This is a genomic window from Marinobacter sp. SS13-12, assembly GCF_030227115.1.
Classification (GTDB): domain Bacteria; phylum Pseudomonadota; class Gammaproteobacteria; order Pseudomonadales; family Oleiphilaceae; genus Marinobacter.
The window spans coordinates 301,109-317,216 of the sequence record NZ_JASSUA010000001.1 but is presented as its reverse complement, the minus strand read 5'-3'; the positions used below and the strand labels follow the sequence as shown (position 1 = coordinate 317,216).

The following is a 16,108-nucleotide window of genomic DNA, read 5'->3' as shown; positions in this document are numbered from 1 at the left end:
CTCAGGACCAGTAAGGCGCCCGCAGCTCCCGTTTCAACACTTTGCCGATGGCGGAGCGGGGCAGATCCGGGCGGAACTCAATGGCGGCCAGGCGCTGGGCCTTGCCCAACTGGTCGTTGGCCCAGTCCAGCAGCTCAGCCTCGCTTGGTTCACTGCCTTTACTGCCGGGGTCAAGCACCACCAGCCCCAATGGCGTTTCGCCCCACTGCTCGCTGGGAATCCCGATGACAGCGGCATCGGCCACTGCCGGGTGTGCCAGTAGTACGTTCTCCAAATCCACGGCATAGATATTGAAGCCGCCGGAGATGATCATGTCCTTGCGACGGTCGAGAATGTAGACGAAGCCGTCCTCGTCGACCCGGCCCATATCTCCGCTGCGATAGAACACCAGGCCCTCTGCGCTGGTCCAGAGCATCTCGCGGGTCTGGTCGTCGCGGTTGACGTAACCGCGCATCATGGAAATGGCGCGGCCCACGATTTCTCCGGTTTCTCCCCTTGGCAGCTCGTTGCCCTGTTCGTCGATTACCCGCACCTCGGCGCCCTCGGTCGGTACCCCCACGGAATCCCATTTATCGGGGTGGGCGGCACAGTCCAGGCAGGTGGAAATGCCGCCTTCGGTGAGGCCGTAGACTTCACGGATGTTGCCGGGCCAGCGGGCCATGGCGTCGCGGATGACCTCGGCGCGCAGTGGGGCGCTGGTGCACAGCTTGAGCTGGAAAGAGGACAGGTCGAAACGGTCGAATTCGGGGTCCGCCAGAATACGCTGGTACTGCACCGGCACCAGCATGGCGTGGGTAACACGGTGGTGCTCGGCCAGCTCCAGAAAGCGCCGGGCATCGAAGCGGGCCATCAGGATCAGGGTGCCGCCATAGAACAGCGTCGGCAACATCGACACCAGGGTGGTGTTGGAATACAACGGTGTGGATACCAGATTCACCGCGTTGCCATCCAGCCCGAAGCGGCTCATGCGCACCATCTGGCGCTGGCGGAAGCGGTAATCGTGGAGGATGCCCTTGGGGGTTCCGGTGGTGCCGGAGCTGTAGATGATGTTGAACGGATGATCCAGGGTCACCTTTGCCGGGTGTGCCTCGGAGCCGATGTTTCCGAGCCACTGGGTCAGGTTGGTCAGCGGGCCACCGTCGTCTGTGCCCAGACCGATGCAACTTTCCCGGGTAAGGTTGTCCAGCTTGCCCGTCATGGCGTCCAGCAACGGCAGGTTCTTTTCTGACACAAACACAAAGCGGGCTGCGCAGTCGTTGATCATCAGCGCCAGGCTGTCCTCACTGGCCATGCCTGATAACGGCACCATGCAGCCGCCGGCAACGAGCGTGCCCAGGTAAAGAGCCACGGCATCAATCCGGTTCTCCGACAGCAGTGCCACGGTATCCCCTTCCTTCAGGCCCTCCGCGCGCAGCCGGTTGGCAATGCAGTTGGCGAGGCTCACCAGTTCGCGCCAGCTGACGCTGTCGTGATCGTCGATAAGCGCGGTTTGGTGGGGGCGCTCCGCAGCCAGACTCTGAATGCGCTCGCCGATCGCCTCCATGGTTTCTTCGGGATCCACCGGCGCGTGCACGGGCATTTGCATCAAGCTTTCCATTTTTCGGCCTCTCGGTGTTATTGTGTTTTATCTAGTGAAATTTACTTTCGTTTATATTGACTCAAAACCGGAAGGCGTGACAAATTACCTCGAAGTGATTTTGTGACGACGCGAATAAACCACAACAAGGAGCATCGGCATGGGGCGTTTCGACAACCGGGCAGCCATAGTCACCGGAGCCGGCAGCGGCATTGGCAGGGCTACCGCCGTGCGTCTGGCCCGTGAGGGCGCGAGGGTGATGATGGTTGATCGCTCCGAGGCCGGCCTGCTGGATACCGAAAGCCTGTTGCCGGAGGGCGCGCAGGCCCTGCGACGGATTGCCGACGTGGCTGATGAGTCCCAGGTTAAAGCGCTGGTGGATGAAGCCGCCAGGACTTTCGGCAAGATTGACGTGCTCTGCAACATCGCCGGCATCGCCAGTACGGGCAATGGTCATCCGGATATCACCGGCAACGACCGGGAAGAATGGGAAAAAGTGCTGTCAGTGAACCTGATCGGCACCATGCTCTTCATCAAGCATGTGGCACCCCACATGAAGGCCCGCAAACTGGGCTCGATCGTGAACACGGCTTCCGTGGCCGGCATTCGTTCCGGTGCCGGCGGTAATGCCTACAGTGCGTCCAAGGCCGGTGTGATCAACCTCACCATGACTGCCGCCTGTGACCTTGGCAACGATAACGTGCGGGTGAACGCGGTGTGCCCGGGACTGGTGGAAACCGGAATGACCCAGGCCGTGTTCGACTACGCCCGCACCCATGAAAAGGCCCACAAGCTCGGTTCACGGTGTGAGTTGCGTCGATATGGCGCACCGGAAGAGATTGCTGCGGCGATCCTGTTTCTGGCCAGCGACGATGCCAGCTATATCACCGGCCAGGCCTTACCCGTGGACGGCGGCAATACCGCGTCCCTGAACCTGCCAGGAATGAAAGTGTAATGAGTGAGCAAGAACCTCTGTTTGCCGATGGAAAAGACCTGCCGGGCTTTCACAGCCTGCTGGGTTATCGTCAGGTGTCCTGGGAAGAGAACGAAGCGGTGCTGGAACTGGAGCTGCAATCCCGGCACCTGAACCTGGGCGGAGTGATCCACGGCGGTGTGCTTACCTCCCTGCTGGACATTGTGCTGGCCCAGGCGGGCACCCACTGCCCTTATCCCGGTCGGATGCGCAAGGCCATCACCCTGACCCTGACCACCACTTTCACCGGCCAGTGTTCCGGTGGAACCATAAGGGTCACTGGCCGCAAGCGCGCCGGCGGCACCCGCATATTCAACAGCACCGGCGAAGTCCATGATGATCAGGGCAACCTGCTGGCCATCGCCGAGGGTACATTTCGCATCCGTTCCGGCAGCGCAACACCGGAAGGTGTACCGATCTGACTATATTAACAACAAGAGACACGCCGGTTCTGACCACCGGCCAATGATTATCAACCAACGAGGTACCGGACATGTTTGAGCTGTCTGACAAAGCCAAAGAACTGCAGGCGCAACTCCACGAATTCATGGACGCTCATATCTACCCGAATGAGCACAAGCATCATGAACAGATCGAGCAGGCGGAAAACCGCTGGGCTCCGGTACCGATCATCGAGGAGCTGAAGGTCAAGGCCAGGGCCGCGGGCCTTTGGAACCTGTTCCTGCCGGAAAGCGAATTCGGTGCCGGCCTGACCAACTACGAATACGCCCATCTGTGTGAAGTGATGGGGCGCTCCGCCATGGCGCCGGAAGTGTTCAACTGCTCCGCACCGGACACCGGCAACATGGAAACCATCGCCCGCTATGGCAATAAAGAGCAGCAGGACAAGTGGCTGAAGCCCCTGCTCGACGGCGAAATCCGATCCTGCTTCTCGATGACCGAGCCGGATGTGGCCTCTTCGGATGCTACCAATATTGCCTGTGAAATCCGCCGTGATGGTGATGAGTACGTGATCAATGGCAAAAAGTGGTGGTCTTCAGGCGCCATGACCACCACTTCGAAAATTGCGATCGTGATGGGGAAGACGGATCCGGATGCGGAGAAGCATCAGCAGCAGTCGATGATTCTGGTGCCCCTGGATACGCCCGGCGTGAAAATGATTCGTTCGTTGACCGTATTCGGTTATGACCATGCGCCTCACGGCCATGCGGAAATCCATTACGAGAATGTGCGGGTGCCTGTGGACAACATCTTGCTGGGTGAGGGTCGTGGTTTCGAAATCGCCCAGGGTCGCCTGGGGCCGGGCCGTATCCACCACTGTATGCGCACCATTGGTGTGGCGGAACGCGCGCTGGAGCTGATGTGTAAGCGCGCAAATGCCCGTGAAGCCTTTGGCAAGCCGCTGTCCGGCTTTGATTCCATCCGCAAGGACATTGCCCGCAGTCGGATCGAGATTGAACAGGCGCGGCTGCTGACTCTGAAGGCGGCACACATGATGGACACCGTCGGTAACAAGGTGGCCCGTCAGGAAATTGCGATGATCAAGGTGATTGCGCCGAGTATGGCGTTGAAGGTGCTGGATCGTGCCATTCAGGTTCACGGTGGTGCCGGTGTGTCCCAGGACACCTTCCTGGCCGAAGCCTGGGCCAAGGTGCGGACCCTGAGGCTGGCGGACGGACCGGATGAGGTGCATCTGGACGCTGTTGCCAAGATCGAGCTTCGTCAGTATCGCTAAAGATTTTCGGCCCGATTCGTCGGGTGCATGAACGAACGGGGAGGAACCTGCCGGGACACGCCGTGAATACGTCCCTGTAGGCTTGAGCAAAACATCCATGTTTTGCACAGTCCCGGCAGGTTCCTCCCCGTTCGTTCCCCAAGCATTGAGCATGAGGATTGAACCATGACTAATCCGCTTTTTGATATGACTGGAAAAGTCGCACTGATCACCGGTTCCACCAAAGGCATCGGCCGTTCTATCGCCGAAGAAATGGCCCGACTGGGCGCCAAAGTGGTGATCTCCAGCCGCAAGGCCGACGCCTGTGAGCAGGTCGCCAACGAGCTGAAAGCACAGGGCTACGACGCCATCGCCATCCCTTGCCACGTAGGCAAGAAAGACGACCTGCAGAACCTGGTGAACAAAACCAACGAAGCCTGGGGCACCATCGATGTTCTGGTGTGTAACGCCGCCACCAACCCGGTGTACGGCACCACCGCCGAAATGACCGACGACGCCTGGGACAAGATCATGGACACCAACGTCAAAGGCACCTTCTGGCTCACCAATATGGTGCTGCCGCAGATGGCTGAGAAAGGCGAAGGCGCAGTTGTTCTTCTGTCCAGCATAGCCGGTATCCGTGGCAACACCACCATTGGTACCTACGGCGTGTCCAAGGCGGCAGAAGCAGCCCTGGCCCGTAATCTGGCCGTGGAATGGGGCCCGAAAGGCATCCGTATCAACAGCATCGCCCCCGGCCTGATCAAAACTGACTTTGCCAAGGCGCTTTGGGAAGATCCGGTGCGCGTCAAACGTGCCGAAGACAAGACCCCACTCAGGCGAATTGGCGAGCCGGTGGACATTGCCGGCCTGGCTGTCTTTCTGTCGACGAAAGCCAGCGCATATATCACAGGCCAGGTCATCGTAGCCGACGGCGGCGAAACCATTTGTTAAGAAGAGGCATCACCGAAAGTATGCCGAGGTAGGTGGGTGGGGGTGTCTTTGTGCAGGGAACAAAGGTGTCTGAGCGCAGCGAGTTCTTTTTCCCGGAACAAAGACACCCCCACCTACCTGCCGCTGCCCCCATAACCGGGCTGCCACGCTATAAATGAAGGGCAACTATAAAGATGAGCATGAACCCTGAACTGGTGGACGTCCTGCCAGCCCATAAGTTCGACGAGTCCAAGCTGCTGGCTTGGCTCCAGGAAACATTGCCGGATTTCGGTGATCGTATGGAGGTCAAGCAGTTCCAGGGCGGCCAGTCCAATCCTACCTTCCTGCTGAACACCGATAGCGGCCAGTACGTGCTGCGCAAAAAGCCGCCCGGGAAAACCCTGCCTTCGGCTCATATGGTCGAGCGGGAATACAAAGTCATGCGCGCTTTGTCTGAACACACCAAGGTGCCGGTGCCGATAACTCGGGCCCTTTGTGAAGACAGCAGCGTTATTGGTACGCCGTTCTACGTCATGGATTATCTGGAAGGTCGCATCGTCAGCCATCCGGCGCTTCGGGCACTGGATCGTTCGGAACGAATGCCGGCTCACTTGTCGGCTATCGATACCCTGGCCGCGTTGCACTCGGTGGATGTTAATCAGGTCGGGCTCGGGGACTATGGCCGTCCAGAGGGCTATGTGGCACGTCAGGTCGCTCGTTGGAGCAAGCAGTACCTCGCGGCCAAGACCGATGACATGCCGGCCATGGATAAACTCATGGAGTGGTTGCCGGAAAACCTGCCTTCCACCGACGAGTGTGCCATCGCCCACGGCGACTACCGTTTTGGCAATCTGATGCTGGCTCCAGATAAGCCAGAAGTTATCGCCATTCTGGACTGGGAACTTTCTACGCTGGGGCACCCGCTGGCGGATCTGGCCTATTACTGCCTGCCGTATCACCTGCCGTCGGACATGGAAGGCATGCGCGGGCTGCAGGGTGAAGATCTGGAAGCATTAGGCATTCCCGACGAGCAGGAAACCATCGCCCGGTACTGTCAGAAGAGCGGTCGTGACGGCATTGCCGACTGGCATGTATTCCTGTCGTTTTCGCTGTTCCGGCTCGCGGCCATCGTGCAGGGGGTCTATGCCCGGGCGTTGCAGGGCAACGCCGCCAACGCCGACGCCCTGCAGGTTGGTAAACGTGCCAGCTTGCTGGCCGAGGCCGGGTGGCGGATTGCCAGTGAGGGGGAGCGATCATGAACGAGCCCATGGTCAAGCGCATCCTGATCACCAACGACGACGGCATCAACGCGCCGGGTCTGAAGGTGCTGGAGCAGATCGCCCGTAATCTGGCCGAGGAAGTCTGGGTGGTGGCGCCGGAGCACGACCGCAGTGGTGCCGGCCAGAGTATCTCCATCCATGATCCGTTGCGGGTGTATGAGCAGGGCGACAGGCGTTACGCGGTCTCCGGGACGCCAGCGGACTGTGTGCTGTACTCGCTGGCCCAGTGGTTCGGGGAGACGCTGCCGGATCTGGTGCTGTCCGGAGTGAACTGCGGCGCCAATATCAGTGACTCGGTGCAGTATTCCGGCACCGTGGGTGCGGTGCTGAGTGCCGAGCACATGGGCATACCCGCCATAGCACTGAGCCAGGCTTTTTTGAGTCGGGAGGGCGTGGATTGGTCACCAGTCTCGGCGTTCGGAGAGTCCGTGGTGCGTCAATTGTGGCAGCCTGGACAGAGCTACGCCTGGAATGTGAATTTCCCGGCCTGCGAGGCGGCGGCAATCAGCCAGGCACGCTGGTGCAAGCAGTCCAACGGCTCGATCCAGCGCGCCCGCCTGCTGGCGGGTCAGGATGCCCGCAGCCTGCCGTACTGGTGGCTGGGATTTGATCGCAGCTCCCGCCACATTGTGGCGCCTGATGAAGACGTCAGCGTGCTGCGGGACAAGGCCGTTGCTATCACGCCATTGCGCCACCGGGAGCCTCTGCCCGGTGGCACCGAAGTTTTTGATCTGGCCGCCTCGGCGGCTCACTGAACCGAATAAGGGGATCACAACAATGACATTTACACGCCATTACGCCGTTTGGCCAAAAGAACTGCCCAAAAGCATGGCGCTGCCCCAGACCAGCGTGTTTACCAATCTGGAAATCTCTGCGCGGCGTTACCCGGATCGCACCGCGATCTTTTTCTACGATGCACCGATGACCTACAGCCGTCTTTTTCGGGAAGTGGAGACGATGGCCGGGTATCTGCAGGCCCAGGGCGTTGCAAAAGGCGACCGGGTGCTGCTGTACATGCAGAACTCCCCCCAGTATGTGATTTCCTACTACGCCATCCTGCGTGCGGATGCCGTTGTGATTCCGATTAACCCGATGAACCGGTCGGCGGAGCTGGAGCATTACGTGGCGGATACCGGCGCCAGTGTCTGCCTGGCGGGTCAGGAGCTGGTCGGCTTTATTGCCCCGCTGCTGGAAATCACCGATCTCAACCACATAGTGGTGGCCTCCTATAGTACCTATATCAGCCCGGATACCGATCTGGATCTGCCGGCGGAAGTCGCTGCTCCGGCCTGGTCGCAGGAGATGGCTGGTGTGGTCAGCTGGGAGCAGGCGCTGGCGGCGGATCATACCCCCTCAGCCCACACCGCCGTCCCGGACGATCTTGCCGTTATCCCCTACAGCTCCGGGACCACCGGCGCGCCCAAGGGCTGCATGCACACCCATCGCAGCGTGATGGCCACCGCCGTGCACCGTGCGTTCTGGAACCTGAGCACCGCCAACACGGTGCAACTGGCCACCTTGCCGTTCTTCCACGTCACCGGTATGACCGGCTCAATGAACAGCCCTATCTTCAGTGGTTCCACCACGGTGATCATGACTCGCTGGGACCGCACCACCGCCGCGCGGCTGATCGAGCGTTACCAGGTTACCGGCTGGACCAACATCGTCACCATGGCGGTGGATTTCCTGTCCAATCCGGACATCGGCCAGTACGACCTCACCAGCCTCAACACCATCGGCGGTGGTGGTGCGGCCATGCCGGAATCGGTGGCGGCCAAGCTCAAGACCATGACCGGCCTGGACTACATCGAGGGTTACGGTCTGTCGGAAACCATGGCGGCCACGCACATCAATCCGTCGAACCACCCCAAGCCCCAGTGCCTGGGTATTCCGGTGTTTGATGTGGACAGCCGCATCATTGATGTGGAAACCCTGGAAGAGAAAGGCCCGGGCGAAGTGGGGGAAATTGTCTCCAACGGGCCCCAGGTGACCCTGGGCTACTGGAACCGTCCGGCGGAAACCGAACTCGCCTTCGTGGAGCTCGATGGCAAGCGTTTCTTCCGTACCGGTGATCTCGCCTACTACGACGAAGAGGGTTATTTCTTCATGGTGGATCGGGTCAAGCGGATGATCAACGCGTCGGGCTACAAGGTCTGGCCCTCGGAAGTGGAAGGGCTGATGTACCGGCACCCGGGCATTCACGAGGTGTGCATCATTTCCTCGCCGCACCCCAAGCGAGGGGAGACCGTGAAGGCCTGTATCGTGCTCACGCCTGAGGCCGACGGTACAACGAGTGAGGCGGATATCATCAGCTGGTGCAAGGAGCAGATGGCCGCTTACAAAGTGCCTGAAATCATTGAGTTTGTGGATGAGCTGCCGAAGTCGCCCACGGGCAAGCTGATGTGGCGGGCGTTACAGGAAGAGGAGTGGAAGGCCAAGGGCTGAGTGACGATTTCTTCCGCCGTGTTCCGCATGGCGGAATACTATTCTAAATATTGACATGTGAGACGTTCGGTGTAACTGTTTCAGAATGCCGACGCAGGGCCAGCTGGTCCTGTCCGAAACCGCATAGATCACTACAACAACAAAACAGCGGAGGACCACACTTGAGCCTTTTCTTGCAACAAATCATCAACGGATTGACCTTGGGGAGTATCTACGGTCTCGTAGCCCTGGGTCTGACCCTGGTCTACGGCCTACTCCATATCCCCAACTTCGCCCACGGCGCCCTGTATATGGTCGGGGCTTTCATGTCCTACTTTTTCATGGTGGACCTGGGTGCCCATTACTGGGTTGCCATGGCCGGTTCGGCTGCGGTGGTCGCCATACTCGCCGTGCTGTGCGAGCGCCTGGTGTTCCATCCCCTGCGAAACTCGCCGCCGATCCACGACAAGATCGCCGCGATCGGCATTCTGCTGTTTCTGGAAGCGGTGGTGCAGATGTTCTGGGGCTCGGATTTCCGGCGCATGTCATCGCCCTTCGGCGGCATCCTGAATTTCGACGGGTTGATCATTCCGGAGCAGCGCCTGCTGATCATTGCCGGTGCCTTCGTGCTGGTGGTGGCACTGCAACTGTTTTTGCGCAAGACCATGACCGGGGCAACCATCATTGCCATGGCCCAGAGCCGCGATGGCGCCTTCCTGGTGGGGATTGATGCCAACCGGGTGGCGATGATGACCTTTGCCATCTCCGGCATGCTGGCAGCGTTTGCCGCTACTCTCTACGCACCCATCAACCTGGTGTACCCCACCATGGGGCACCTTGTGATCATGAAGGCCTTTGTCATCATCATCCTTGGTGGCATGGGCAGCGTTCCAGGCGCCATCGTCGGGGGCATGATCATTGGCTTTGCCGAGGCGCTGGGTGGCTTTTACATCTCCACTTCCTACAAGGACATCATCGCCTTCGGCCTGCTGGTGCTGATCCTGTCTATCCGTCCACAGGGCCTGTTCGCGAAGGGGGCGCACTGATCATGTTCAAATTCGCATCCCTGCTGATGACGCCAGCTGCCAAATACCTGATGCTGGCCTTCGCTGTTCTGTTCCCGTTTTTCGCGGCGAATGAGTACCAGGTGTACGTGATGGCAACCGCTTTCGTCTGGGCCATTGCCGTATACGGTCTCAACATCATCACCGGCTTCTGCGGCCAGCTGAACCTGGCCCACGGCGGTTTCTTCGCCATCGGCGCCTACACGCTGGGCCTGCTGACCGTCGACTTTGGCTGGAGCTTCTGGCCCGCGTTCCTGGGCGCGCTGGTGATGACGGCAGTACTGGGGTTCCTGGTGGGTATTGTCTCGCTGCGCCTGAAAGAGCACTACTTCGCCATCTTCACCCTGTGTGTGGGCTTCATCATCTACCTGCTCATCGACAAGTGGGAAGAGCTGACCCACGGCGCCATCGGCGTCCGTGACATTGCCGCACCCTACGGCTTCGGCCTGGTGGATTTCACCGAGACCACTCCATTCTACTACCTGGTGCTGGTCTTCCTGGTGTTCGCCATCTGGTTCATGGGGCGGCTGTCGAAATCCCTGCTGGGCCGCACCTTTATTGCCATCCGCAACGGCGACGAGCTGGCCCAGTCCCTGGGCATCAACCTGATGCGCAACAAAGTCCTGGCGTTTGTGCTGTCCACCACCTATGCCGGCCTGGCGGGTGCCCTGTATGCCGGCATGGTGCGCTTCATCGGCCCGGAAGAGGCCAATGTCCAGCATACGTTCGATATGATTACTTACCTGCTGGTGGGCGGCATCGGCACCATTATGGGGCCGCTGCTGGGTACTATCGGTCTCGTGTGGATTACCCAGTCGCTACAGTTCCTGGAAGAGTACCGGATGATCATTTTTGGGCCGCTGCTGGTGCTGCTGGTGATCTTCTTCCCTCGGGGTATTACCGGTTCTTTCCTGACCTGGATGCACCGCAAGTCCCAGTCACTCGCTCCCGCGAAAAAGCGACAGGAGAGCAAGGTAGCCACCGCACAGAACCGGGAGGCAGAGAGCAATGCTTAAGGTAGAACATCTGACCAGAATGTTTGGCGGCCTGGCGGCGGTGAACGACGTGTCGGTTGAGTTTGAGACCGGCAAGATCAACGCCATCATCGGCCCTAATGGTGCCGGCAAGAGCACCTTCTTTAACCTCATCTCGGGCCTGCACCAGCCCACCTCAGGTCGTATCCTGCTGGACGGCGTGGACGTGACCAGGCTGCCCAGCGATCAGGTAGCAAGGCTGGGCGTGGGTCGTACCTTCCAGACCACCAACCTGTTCGAGCAGGCCACCGTGCTGGACAACCTGATCGTGGGGCATCGACTGCGCACCCGATCCGGACTGTGGGACGTGCTGATCAACAGTAAACGCCTGCAGCGGGAAGAAAAAGCCGCGCGGGAGAAGGCCATGGACGCTCTCGAATTTGTCGGCCTCGCCCATGTGGCCGGCCAGTTCATCGCCGATATCACCCAGGAAGAACGCAAACGGGTGGCCTTTGCGCTGGCGCTGGCGACGGATCCGAAGCTCGTGCTGCTGGACGAGCCGGCGGCCGGTATCAATCCGGAAGAGACCGTCGGTTTCGCCGCCCTGATACGCAAGATGGCGGATGAGAAAGGCCTGACCGTGTGCCTGATCGAGCACAAGATGGACATGATCATGAGCCTGGCGGACAAGATCATGGTGTTGGACCACGGCGAGAAGATCGCCGAGGGCAGCCCGGAAGAAGTGCGCAACAATCCGGTGGTGATCGAGGCCTATCTGGGAGGTGACGAAGATGCTGCAGCTTGATCATGTGGATGTCTGCTACGGCAGCTTCAAGGCCCTGACCGATATATCCATGACTGTGGACACCGGCGAACTGGTCGTGCTTCTGGGAGCCAATGGCGCCGGTAAAACCAGCCTGTTCAACGCTATCAGTGGATTGGTGAAGCCGACCGCCGGTGACATCCGTTTCGAAGACAAGCAGCTCAATGGCATGAAAGCCAGCGCCATTGTCGCCAGCGGCGTGGTGCAGTGTGCGGAGGGGCGCAAGCTGTTCCCGCAGATGAGCGTGATGCAGAACCTGATGATGGGCGCTTACGTGCACCGCCGTGACCGCCAGGGTAACAGGAAGCGCCTGAATGAGGTGCTGGAGCTGTTTCCGATTCTGACGGACAAGGCCAATGAGGAGGCGGGCTCACTGTCCGGCGGTCAGCAGCAGATGGTGGCCATCGGTCGCGCGCTGATGAGTCGGCCACGGCTACTGATGCTGGATGAACCATCCCTGGGCCTGGCTCCATTAGTGGTCCGGCAGGTGTTCGAAACCATCAGGCAGATCAATAGCCTGGGGACAACCGTACTGCTGGCTGAGCAGAATGCCTTCGCCGCCCTGAAAATTGCCCACCGCGCTTACGTTATGGAAAACGGCCACCTGGTGATGGAAGGCGACCGGGAAGCGATGCTTGGCAATGAACAGGTTCGCAAGGCGTATATCGGTGCCTGACCAGCCCGAGGCAATAATCAGAGTGACACGCGCAACACAACCAGGAGATAACAATGAAAATAGCCAGAAAACTGGGCCAGGCTGTCGCAACAGTGGCCCTGGGCATGAGCCTGTCCGCCGGTGCAATGGCCGGTGAAGTGAACATCGGATTCACCGGCCCGTTAAGCGGCGGCGCCGCCCTTTACGGCGAAAACACCCTGTCCGGACTGCGGATGGCGGTGGACGAAATCAACGCCGCTGGCGGGTTTGACCTGAACGGCGAGAAAACCACCGTTAACCTCGTCTCCCTGGACGACCGCTACTCACCATCCCAGGCTGCCACCAACGCCAAGCGCCTGAAGCAGGAGTCTGACGTGTCGGCGGTGTTCGTGCCGCATTCCGGTGGCATCTTTGCCCTGCAGGATTTCAACGAGAAAGACGACTTCCTGGTGATGGCCTATTCCAGCGTGCCCAGTATCACCGAGCAGGGCAACAGCCTGACCCTACGCATTCCGCCCACCTTTGACGGCTATGTCAAAGCCTTCACCGACTACGCCCTCGAGCACCAGGGCAACAAGCTGGGCATGGGCGGTGCCACCCACGAATACGCCAAGATCTGGGCTTCCATGATCAAGGACGAGTGGCAGGCCAAAGGCGGTGAAGTCGTGGCCGACACCCCCATGGATTACAACAAATCGGCAGACTTCTTCACCGGCGTCAGCCGCATCATCGCCAACGCACCGGACGTCATGTTTGTTGGCGGTGCCTCCGAACCCACTGGCCTGGTGGTACAGCAGGCGCGACAGATGGGCTTCCAGGGCGGGTTCATCGTGATGGACCAGGCCAAGATTGATGAAGTGGCTGAAGTGGCCGGAGGACTCGGGATGATGGAGGGTGCCATCGGTGTGGTTCCACTCAGTGTATATGACACCCCGGCAGCCAAAGACTTCATAACGCGCTACAAAGCTGAATACGACAAGACCCCGGGGTCGGAAGCCGCTTATAATTACCTGGCCCTGCACGCCCTGGTAGAAGCCATGGACGCCACTGACTCCACAGACCCGAAAACCCTTCGTACCGCCATCGGCGATGCCCTGAAAACTATGGATGCCAGCAAGAATCCGTATGAGATTGTCGAAGTGACCGAGAATGGCGGATTTGTCACCGAAACCACCCTGGCAGTGGTGAAAGACGGTGAGATCGTGCGGGAGGAAATTGAATGATCGGGTATCCGCGCCCGTTGTTATAAAAAAAGGGGCCTCCGGGCCCCTTTTTCAGTTCATGGCGACGCTTTTTTAAGCCACGTACATCACCAGATTCTCCGCCACACAAGCGGGCCTGTCCTCGCCCTGGATTTCCACGGTGGTCCTGTAAGTGGCCAGGGTGCGCTGGTCGTCCACTCTGGTCACATCCATCAGCTCCATTTTGCTCCGGATAGCCGACCCGGACTTCACCGCGGCGGGGAAGCGTAGCTTGTTTATCCCGTAGTTGATGCTGGCGCTTTTGCCCTGCACGTTAATCACCTGCTGATTCAACAGAGGAATCAGGGAGGCCGTCAGAAAACCGTGGGCCACAGTACTCTTCCAGGGTGATTCACGCCTTGCCCGTTCAACATCCAGATGAATCCACTGATGGTCACCCGTGGCATCGGCAAAAGCCTGAATCATCTCCTGGGTGACGGTTTTCCAGGGGCTGTGGCCAATCAAAGACCCCGTATGTTTTTCCAGATCCTTGAGCTCAACCGAAAGCATGCCTGCGTCCTTCCATGGCGCACCAGGCACCAGCTTGCAAAAAAGTCACGCTGCGTACCCGGAATTCCTGCTATCAAGCAGCCGAACCAGAGCAGGCCAGGTCAGAGCCGCCGCAGCACCCAGTGACTGAGACTGGTCCGCCGTGGTCTGAATGGCCTGCTCCGAAGGCATATAGGTCGGCCCACAACTCTGGGCCTTGACCTGAATCTCGCAGGCTTTCATCAGGAAATACAGATAGGTGAAGGTCTCAGGCACGTCCTTACCGGCCGTCAGCACACCATGGTTGCGCAACAGCATCATCGACTTGTCGCCAAGATCGTTGATCAGCCGCTCGCGCTCATCCAGATTCAGGGCAACACCCTCGTAGTCGTGATAGCTCAGGTGATTCAGGCACAGCATGGCCGTCTGGCTCAGGGGCAGCAGGCCGTCCCGGTGGGCGGATACGGCGACGCCATCGGGTGCGTGCAGGTGCATAACCGCGCCTGCGTCTTCCCGGCCCATGTGCACCGCACTGTGAATGGTAAAGCCGGCCGGATTGACACGGCTCAGGCCGCCGGATTCCACCACCTGGCCGTCCCGGTCCACCTTCACCAGCGAAGACGCTGTGATTTCATGGAACAGCAGGCCGTAAGGATTGATCAGGAAATGATGCTCCGGGCCCGGCACCCGCGCGGACAGATGGGTGAACACCAGATCGTCCCATCCAAACAGCGCCACCAGGCGGTAGGCCGCGGCCAGCTCGGTACGCACCTTCCTTTCGGCTTTCTTCAGATCCTGCTGCGCCGACTGATCGCTCGTCGTTGTCATGGTCATGTCCATCGCCTGTTAGCTTGCCTGCAGCAGGGAGGCATAACGTTCCAGGTGGAAATCGTCGTCCCCGAGGTGGTGGTTGATACCGATCAGCCGCTTGGCGTAGTGGGCAAAGTTGTATTCCCAGGTCATGCCAATGCCGCCATGCATCTGGATACCGCTTTCGGAAATGAACTGACCGGCACGTCCGATCACATTCTTGGCGCCCGCGAGCACACGACGACGCTCATCACTCTGTTCACCGTCGGCAACGCTGGCGGCCAGAATGGCCATGGAACGGGCCTGTTCCAGCTCTGACATCATGTCCACCATGCGGTGCTGCAGCACCTGGAACTTGCCGATGGGTACGCCAAACTGCTTGCGCTGTTTAAGGTACTCCAGGGTCAGCTCGTTGGCCATCTCCATCACGCCCACAGCTTCGGCACACAGGGCAGCGATGGCGCGACCGGCCTGGTATTCGATTACCTCGGCAGCCTTGCCTTCCTCGCCCAGCAGCCCGTCTGCACCCACCTGAACGTTGGTCAGGGTGATGTCACAGCCTTTGGCACCGTCGATGGTGGGGTAAGTGCGGCGTTCAACGCCGGCGGTATCCGGGCTCAGTGCAAACAGGCTGACGCCGTCGGCGTCGCGGCTGTCGCCCGAGGTGCGGGCCGATATCACGATCACGTCGGCACAATGTCCACCGATCACCACCGCCTTGCGGCCATTCAGTACGTAACCCTCTCCACTACCGCCACCGTTTTTCTCGGCACGGGTTTCCACGTTGTTCAGGTCGTAGTAGCTCTGGGGTTCCTGCAGGCCGACCGCGGCTTTCAGTTCGCCGCTGGCGATACCGGCCAGCCAGTTTTCTTTCTGGCTGTCGTTACCGGCCTGACCGATCAGACCGCCGCCAAGTATGATGGACTGCATGTACGGCTCGAGGCACAGGCCCCGGCCGAGCTCCGCCATGACAGAGCGGACTTCTACGCCGCCGCCACCGAAGCCCCCGAGCTCCTCGGAGAAGGGCACGGCCGTGAGGCCCAGTTCGCTGAGCTGGTTCCAGAAATCGGCGCTGAAGCCCAGGTCGGTTTCGCTGAATGCCAGGCGCTTTTCAAAACTGTATTCACCGCGCACCAGACGGGCCACGGTGTCCTGCAGCATCTGCTGCTCTTCGTTGAGTCGGAAATCCAT

At 59.7% G+C, this 16,108-nt stretch carries 16 protein-coding genes; 12 read left to right on the top strand and 4 right to left on the bottom strand.

Translation table 11 applies throughout. The annotated features are described in order from the left end of the window. Position 1: 1 nt before the first annotated feature. Positions 2-1,585, bottom strand: coding sequence for a class I adenylate-forming enzyme family protein (locus QPL94_RS01475; RefSeq protein WP_285355043.1), 1,584 nt, complete (start codon positions 1,583-1,585; stop codon positions 2-4). Between the two features lie 151 nt (positions 1,586-1,736). Between QPL94_RS01475 and QPL94_RS01470 the strand changes: the two genes are divergently transcribed. From QPL94_RS01470 to QPL94_RS01415, 12 genes are all read left to right on the top strand, one after another. Continuing rightward, positions 1,737-2,531: an SDR family NAD(P)-dependent oxidoreductase gene (locus QPL94_RS01470; protein ID WP_285355042.1), complete on the top strand. Its 795-nt coding sequence runs from the start codon at positions 1,737-1,739 to the stop codon at positions 2,529-2,531. Beyond that, on the top strand, positions 2,531-2,971 hold the full coding sequence (locus QPL94_RS01465) for a PaaI family thioesterase (protein ID WP_285355041.1): 441 nt from the start codon (positions 2,531-2,533) through the stop codon (positions 2,969-2,971). The genes QPL94_RS01470 and QPL94_RS01465 overlap by 1 nt, the downstream gene beginning before the upstream one ends. Positions 2,972-3,042: 71 nt before the next feature. After that, positions 3,043-4,245, top strand: a complete 1,203-nt coding sequence (locus tag QPL94_RS01460) for an acyl-CoA dehydrogenase family protein (protein ID WP_285355040.1) — start codon at positions 3,043-3,045, stop codon at positions 4,243-4,245. Positions 4,246-4,410: 165 nt separating this feature from the next. Further along, positions 4,411-5,178, top strand: a complete 768-nt coding sequence (locus tag QPL94_RS01455; RefSeq protein WP_285355039.1) for an SDR family NAD(P)-dependent oxidoreductase — start codon at positions 4,411-4,413, stop codon at positions 5,176-5,178. 173 nt (positions 5,179-5,351) lie between these two features. After that, on the top strand, positions 5,352-6,416 hold the full coding sequence (locus tag QPL94_RS01450) for a phosphotransferase (protein ID WP_285355038.1): 1,065 nt from the start codon (positions 5,352-5,354) through the stop codon (positions 6,414-6,416). Continuing rightward, positions 6,413-7,192 carry a 5'/3'-nucleotidase SurE gene (gene surE, locus QPL94_RS01445; RefSeq protein ID WP_285355037.1) on the top strand — a complete coding sequence of 260 codons (780 nt, stop codon included), beginning with the start codon at positions 6,413-6,415 and terminating at the stop codon, positions 7,190-7,192. Before QPL94_RS01450 ends, surE begins: the two co-directional genes overlap by 4 nt. Before the next feature lie 22 nt (positions 7,193-7,214). Next, on the top strand, positions 7,215-8,882 hold the full coding sequence (locus tag QPL94_RS01440) for a long-chain fatty acid--CoA ligase (RefSeq protein WP_285355036.1): 1,668 nt from the start codon (positions 7,215-7,217) through the stop codon (positions 8,880-8,882). Between the two features lie 161 nt (positions 8,883-9,043). Then, on the top strand, positions 9,044-9,907 hold the full coding sequence (locus QPL94_RS01435) for a branched-chain amino acid ABC transporter permease (protein ID WP_285355035.1): 864 nt from the start codon (positions 9,044-9,046) through the stop codon (positions 9,905-9,907). A 2-nt stretch (positions 9,908-9,909) separates the two neighbouring features. After that, positions 9,910-10,941 carry a branched-chain amino acid ABC transporter permease gene (locus QPL94_RS01430; RefSeq protein ID WP_285355034.1) on the top strand — a complete coding sequence of 344 codons (1,032 nt, stop codon included), beginning with the start codon at positions 9,910-9,912 and terminating at the stop codon, positions 10,939-10,941. Then, positions 10,934-11,704: an ABC transporter ATP-binding protein gene (locus tag QPL94_RS01425; protein ID WP_285355033.1), complete on the top strand. Its 771-nt coding sequence runs from the start codon at positions 10,934-10,936 to the stop codon at positions 11,702-11,704. Before QPL94_RS01430 ends, QPL94_RS01425 begins: the two co-directional genes overlap by 8 nt. Continuing rightward, complete coding sequence (locus QPL94_RS01420; protein ID WP_285355032.1) at positions 11,691-12,398, top strand: ABC transporter ATP-binding protein; 708 nt, start codon at positions 11,691-11,693, stop codon at positions 12,396-12,398. The genes QPL94_RS01425 and QPL94_RS01420 overlap by 14 nt, the downstream gene beginning before the upstream one ends. Before the next feature lie 53 nt (positions 12,399-12,451). Then, positions 12,452-13,600, top strand: coding sequence for an ABC transporter substrate-binding protein (locus QPL94_RS01415; RefSeq protein WP_285355031.1), 1,149 nt, complete (start codon positions 12,452-12,454; stop codon positions 13,598-13,600). Between the two features lie 72 nt (positions 13,601-13,672). On the opposite strand, the gene QPL94_RS01410 is transcribed toward QPL94_RS01415, so the two are convergent. From QPL94_RS01410 to QPL94_RS01400, 3 genes are read right to left on the bottom strand one after another with little or no spacing between them, the layout of a single operon-like run. After that, positions 13,673-14,128, bottom strand: a complete 456-nt coding sequence (locus tag QPL94_RS01410; RefSeq protein ID WP_285355030.1) for a MaoC family dehydratase — start codon at positions 14,126-14,128, stop codon at positions 13,673-13,675. A gap of 45 nt (positions 14,129-14,173) precedes the next feature. Continuing rightward, on the bottom strand, positions 14,174-14,935 hold the full coding sequence (locus QPL94_RS01405; RefSeq protein WP_285355029.1) for a class II aldolase/adducin family protein: 762 nt from the start codon (positions 14,933-14,935) through the stop codon (positions 14,174-14,176). A gap of 18 nt (positions 14,936-14,953) precedes the next feature. After that, positions 14,954-16,108: an acyl-CoA dehydrogenase family protein gene (locus QPL94_RS01400; RefSeq protein ID WP_285355027.1), complete on the bottom strand. Its 1,155-nt coding sequence runs from the start codon at positions 16,106-16,108 to the stop codon at positions 14,954-14,956.

Excerpts from the sequence above, each read along its gene's own strand:
- QPL94_RS01475 (WP_285355043.1), bottom strand. The coding sequence starts at position 1,585 with ATGCAAATGCCCGTGCACGCGCCGGTGGATCCCGAAGAAACCATGGAG.
- QPL94_RS01470 (WP_285355042.1), top strand. The coding sequence starts at position 1,737 with ATGGGGCGTTTCGACAACCGGGCAGCCATAGTCACCGGAGCCGGCAGC.
- QPL94_RS01465 (WP_285355041.1), top strand. The coding sequence starts at position 2,531 with ATGAGTGAGCAAGAACCTCTGTTTGCCGATGGAAAAGACCTGCCGGGC.
- QPL94_RS01460 (WP_285355040.1), top strand. The coding sequence starts at position 3,043 with ATGTTTGAGCTGTCTGACAAAGCCAAAGAACTGCAGGCGCAACTCCAC.
- QPL94_RS01455 (WP_285355039.1), top strand. The coding sequence starts at position 4,411 with ATGACTAATCCGCTTTTTGATATGACTGGAAAAGTCGCACTGATCACC.
- QPL94_RS01450 (WP_285355038.1), top strand. The coding sequence starts at position 5,352 with ATGAGCATGAACCCTGAACTGGTGGACGTCCTGCCAGCCCATAAGTTC.
- surE (WP_285355037.1), top strand. The coding sequence starts at position 6,413 with ATGAACGAGCCCATGGTCAAGCGCATCCTGATCACCAACGACGACGGC.
- QPL94_RS01440 (WP_285355036.1), top strand. The coding sequence starts at position 7,215 with ATGACATTTACACGCCATTACGCCGTTTGGCCAAAAGAACTGCCCAAA.
- QPL94_RS01430 (WP_285355034.1), top strand. The coding sequence starts at position 9,910 with ATGTTCAAATTCGCATCCCTGCTGATGACGCCAGCTGCCAAATACCTG.
- QPL94_RS01425 (WP_285355033.1), top strand. The coding sequence starts at position 10,934 with ATGCTTAAGGTAGAACATCTGACCAGAATGTTTGGCGGCCTGGCGGCG.
- QPL94_RS01420 (WP_285355032.1), top strand. The coding sequence starts at position 11,691 with ATGCTGCAGCTTGATCATGTGGATGTCTGCTACGGCAGCTTCAAGGCC.
- QPL94_RS01415 (WP_285355031.1), top strand. The coding sequence starts at position 12,452 with ATGAAAATAGCCAGAAAACTGGGCCAGGCTGTCGCAACAGTGGCCCTG.
- QPL94_RS01410 (WP_285355030.1), bottom strand. The coding sequence starts at position 14,128 with ATGCTTTCGGTTGAGCTCAAGGATCTGGAAAAACATACGGGGTCTTTG.
- QPL94_RS01405 (WP_285355029.1), bottom strand. The coding sequence starts at position 14,935 with ATGACAACGACGAGCGATCAGTCGGCGCAGCAGGATCTGAAGAAAGCC.
- QPL94_RS01400 (WP_285355027.1), bottom strand. The coding sequence starts at position 16,108 with ATGGATTTCCGACTCAACGAAGAGCAGCAGATGCTGCAGGACACCGTG.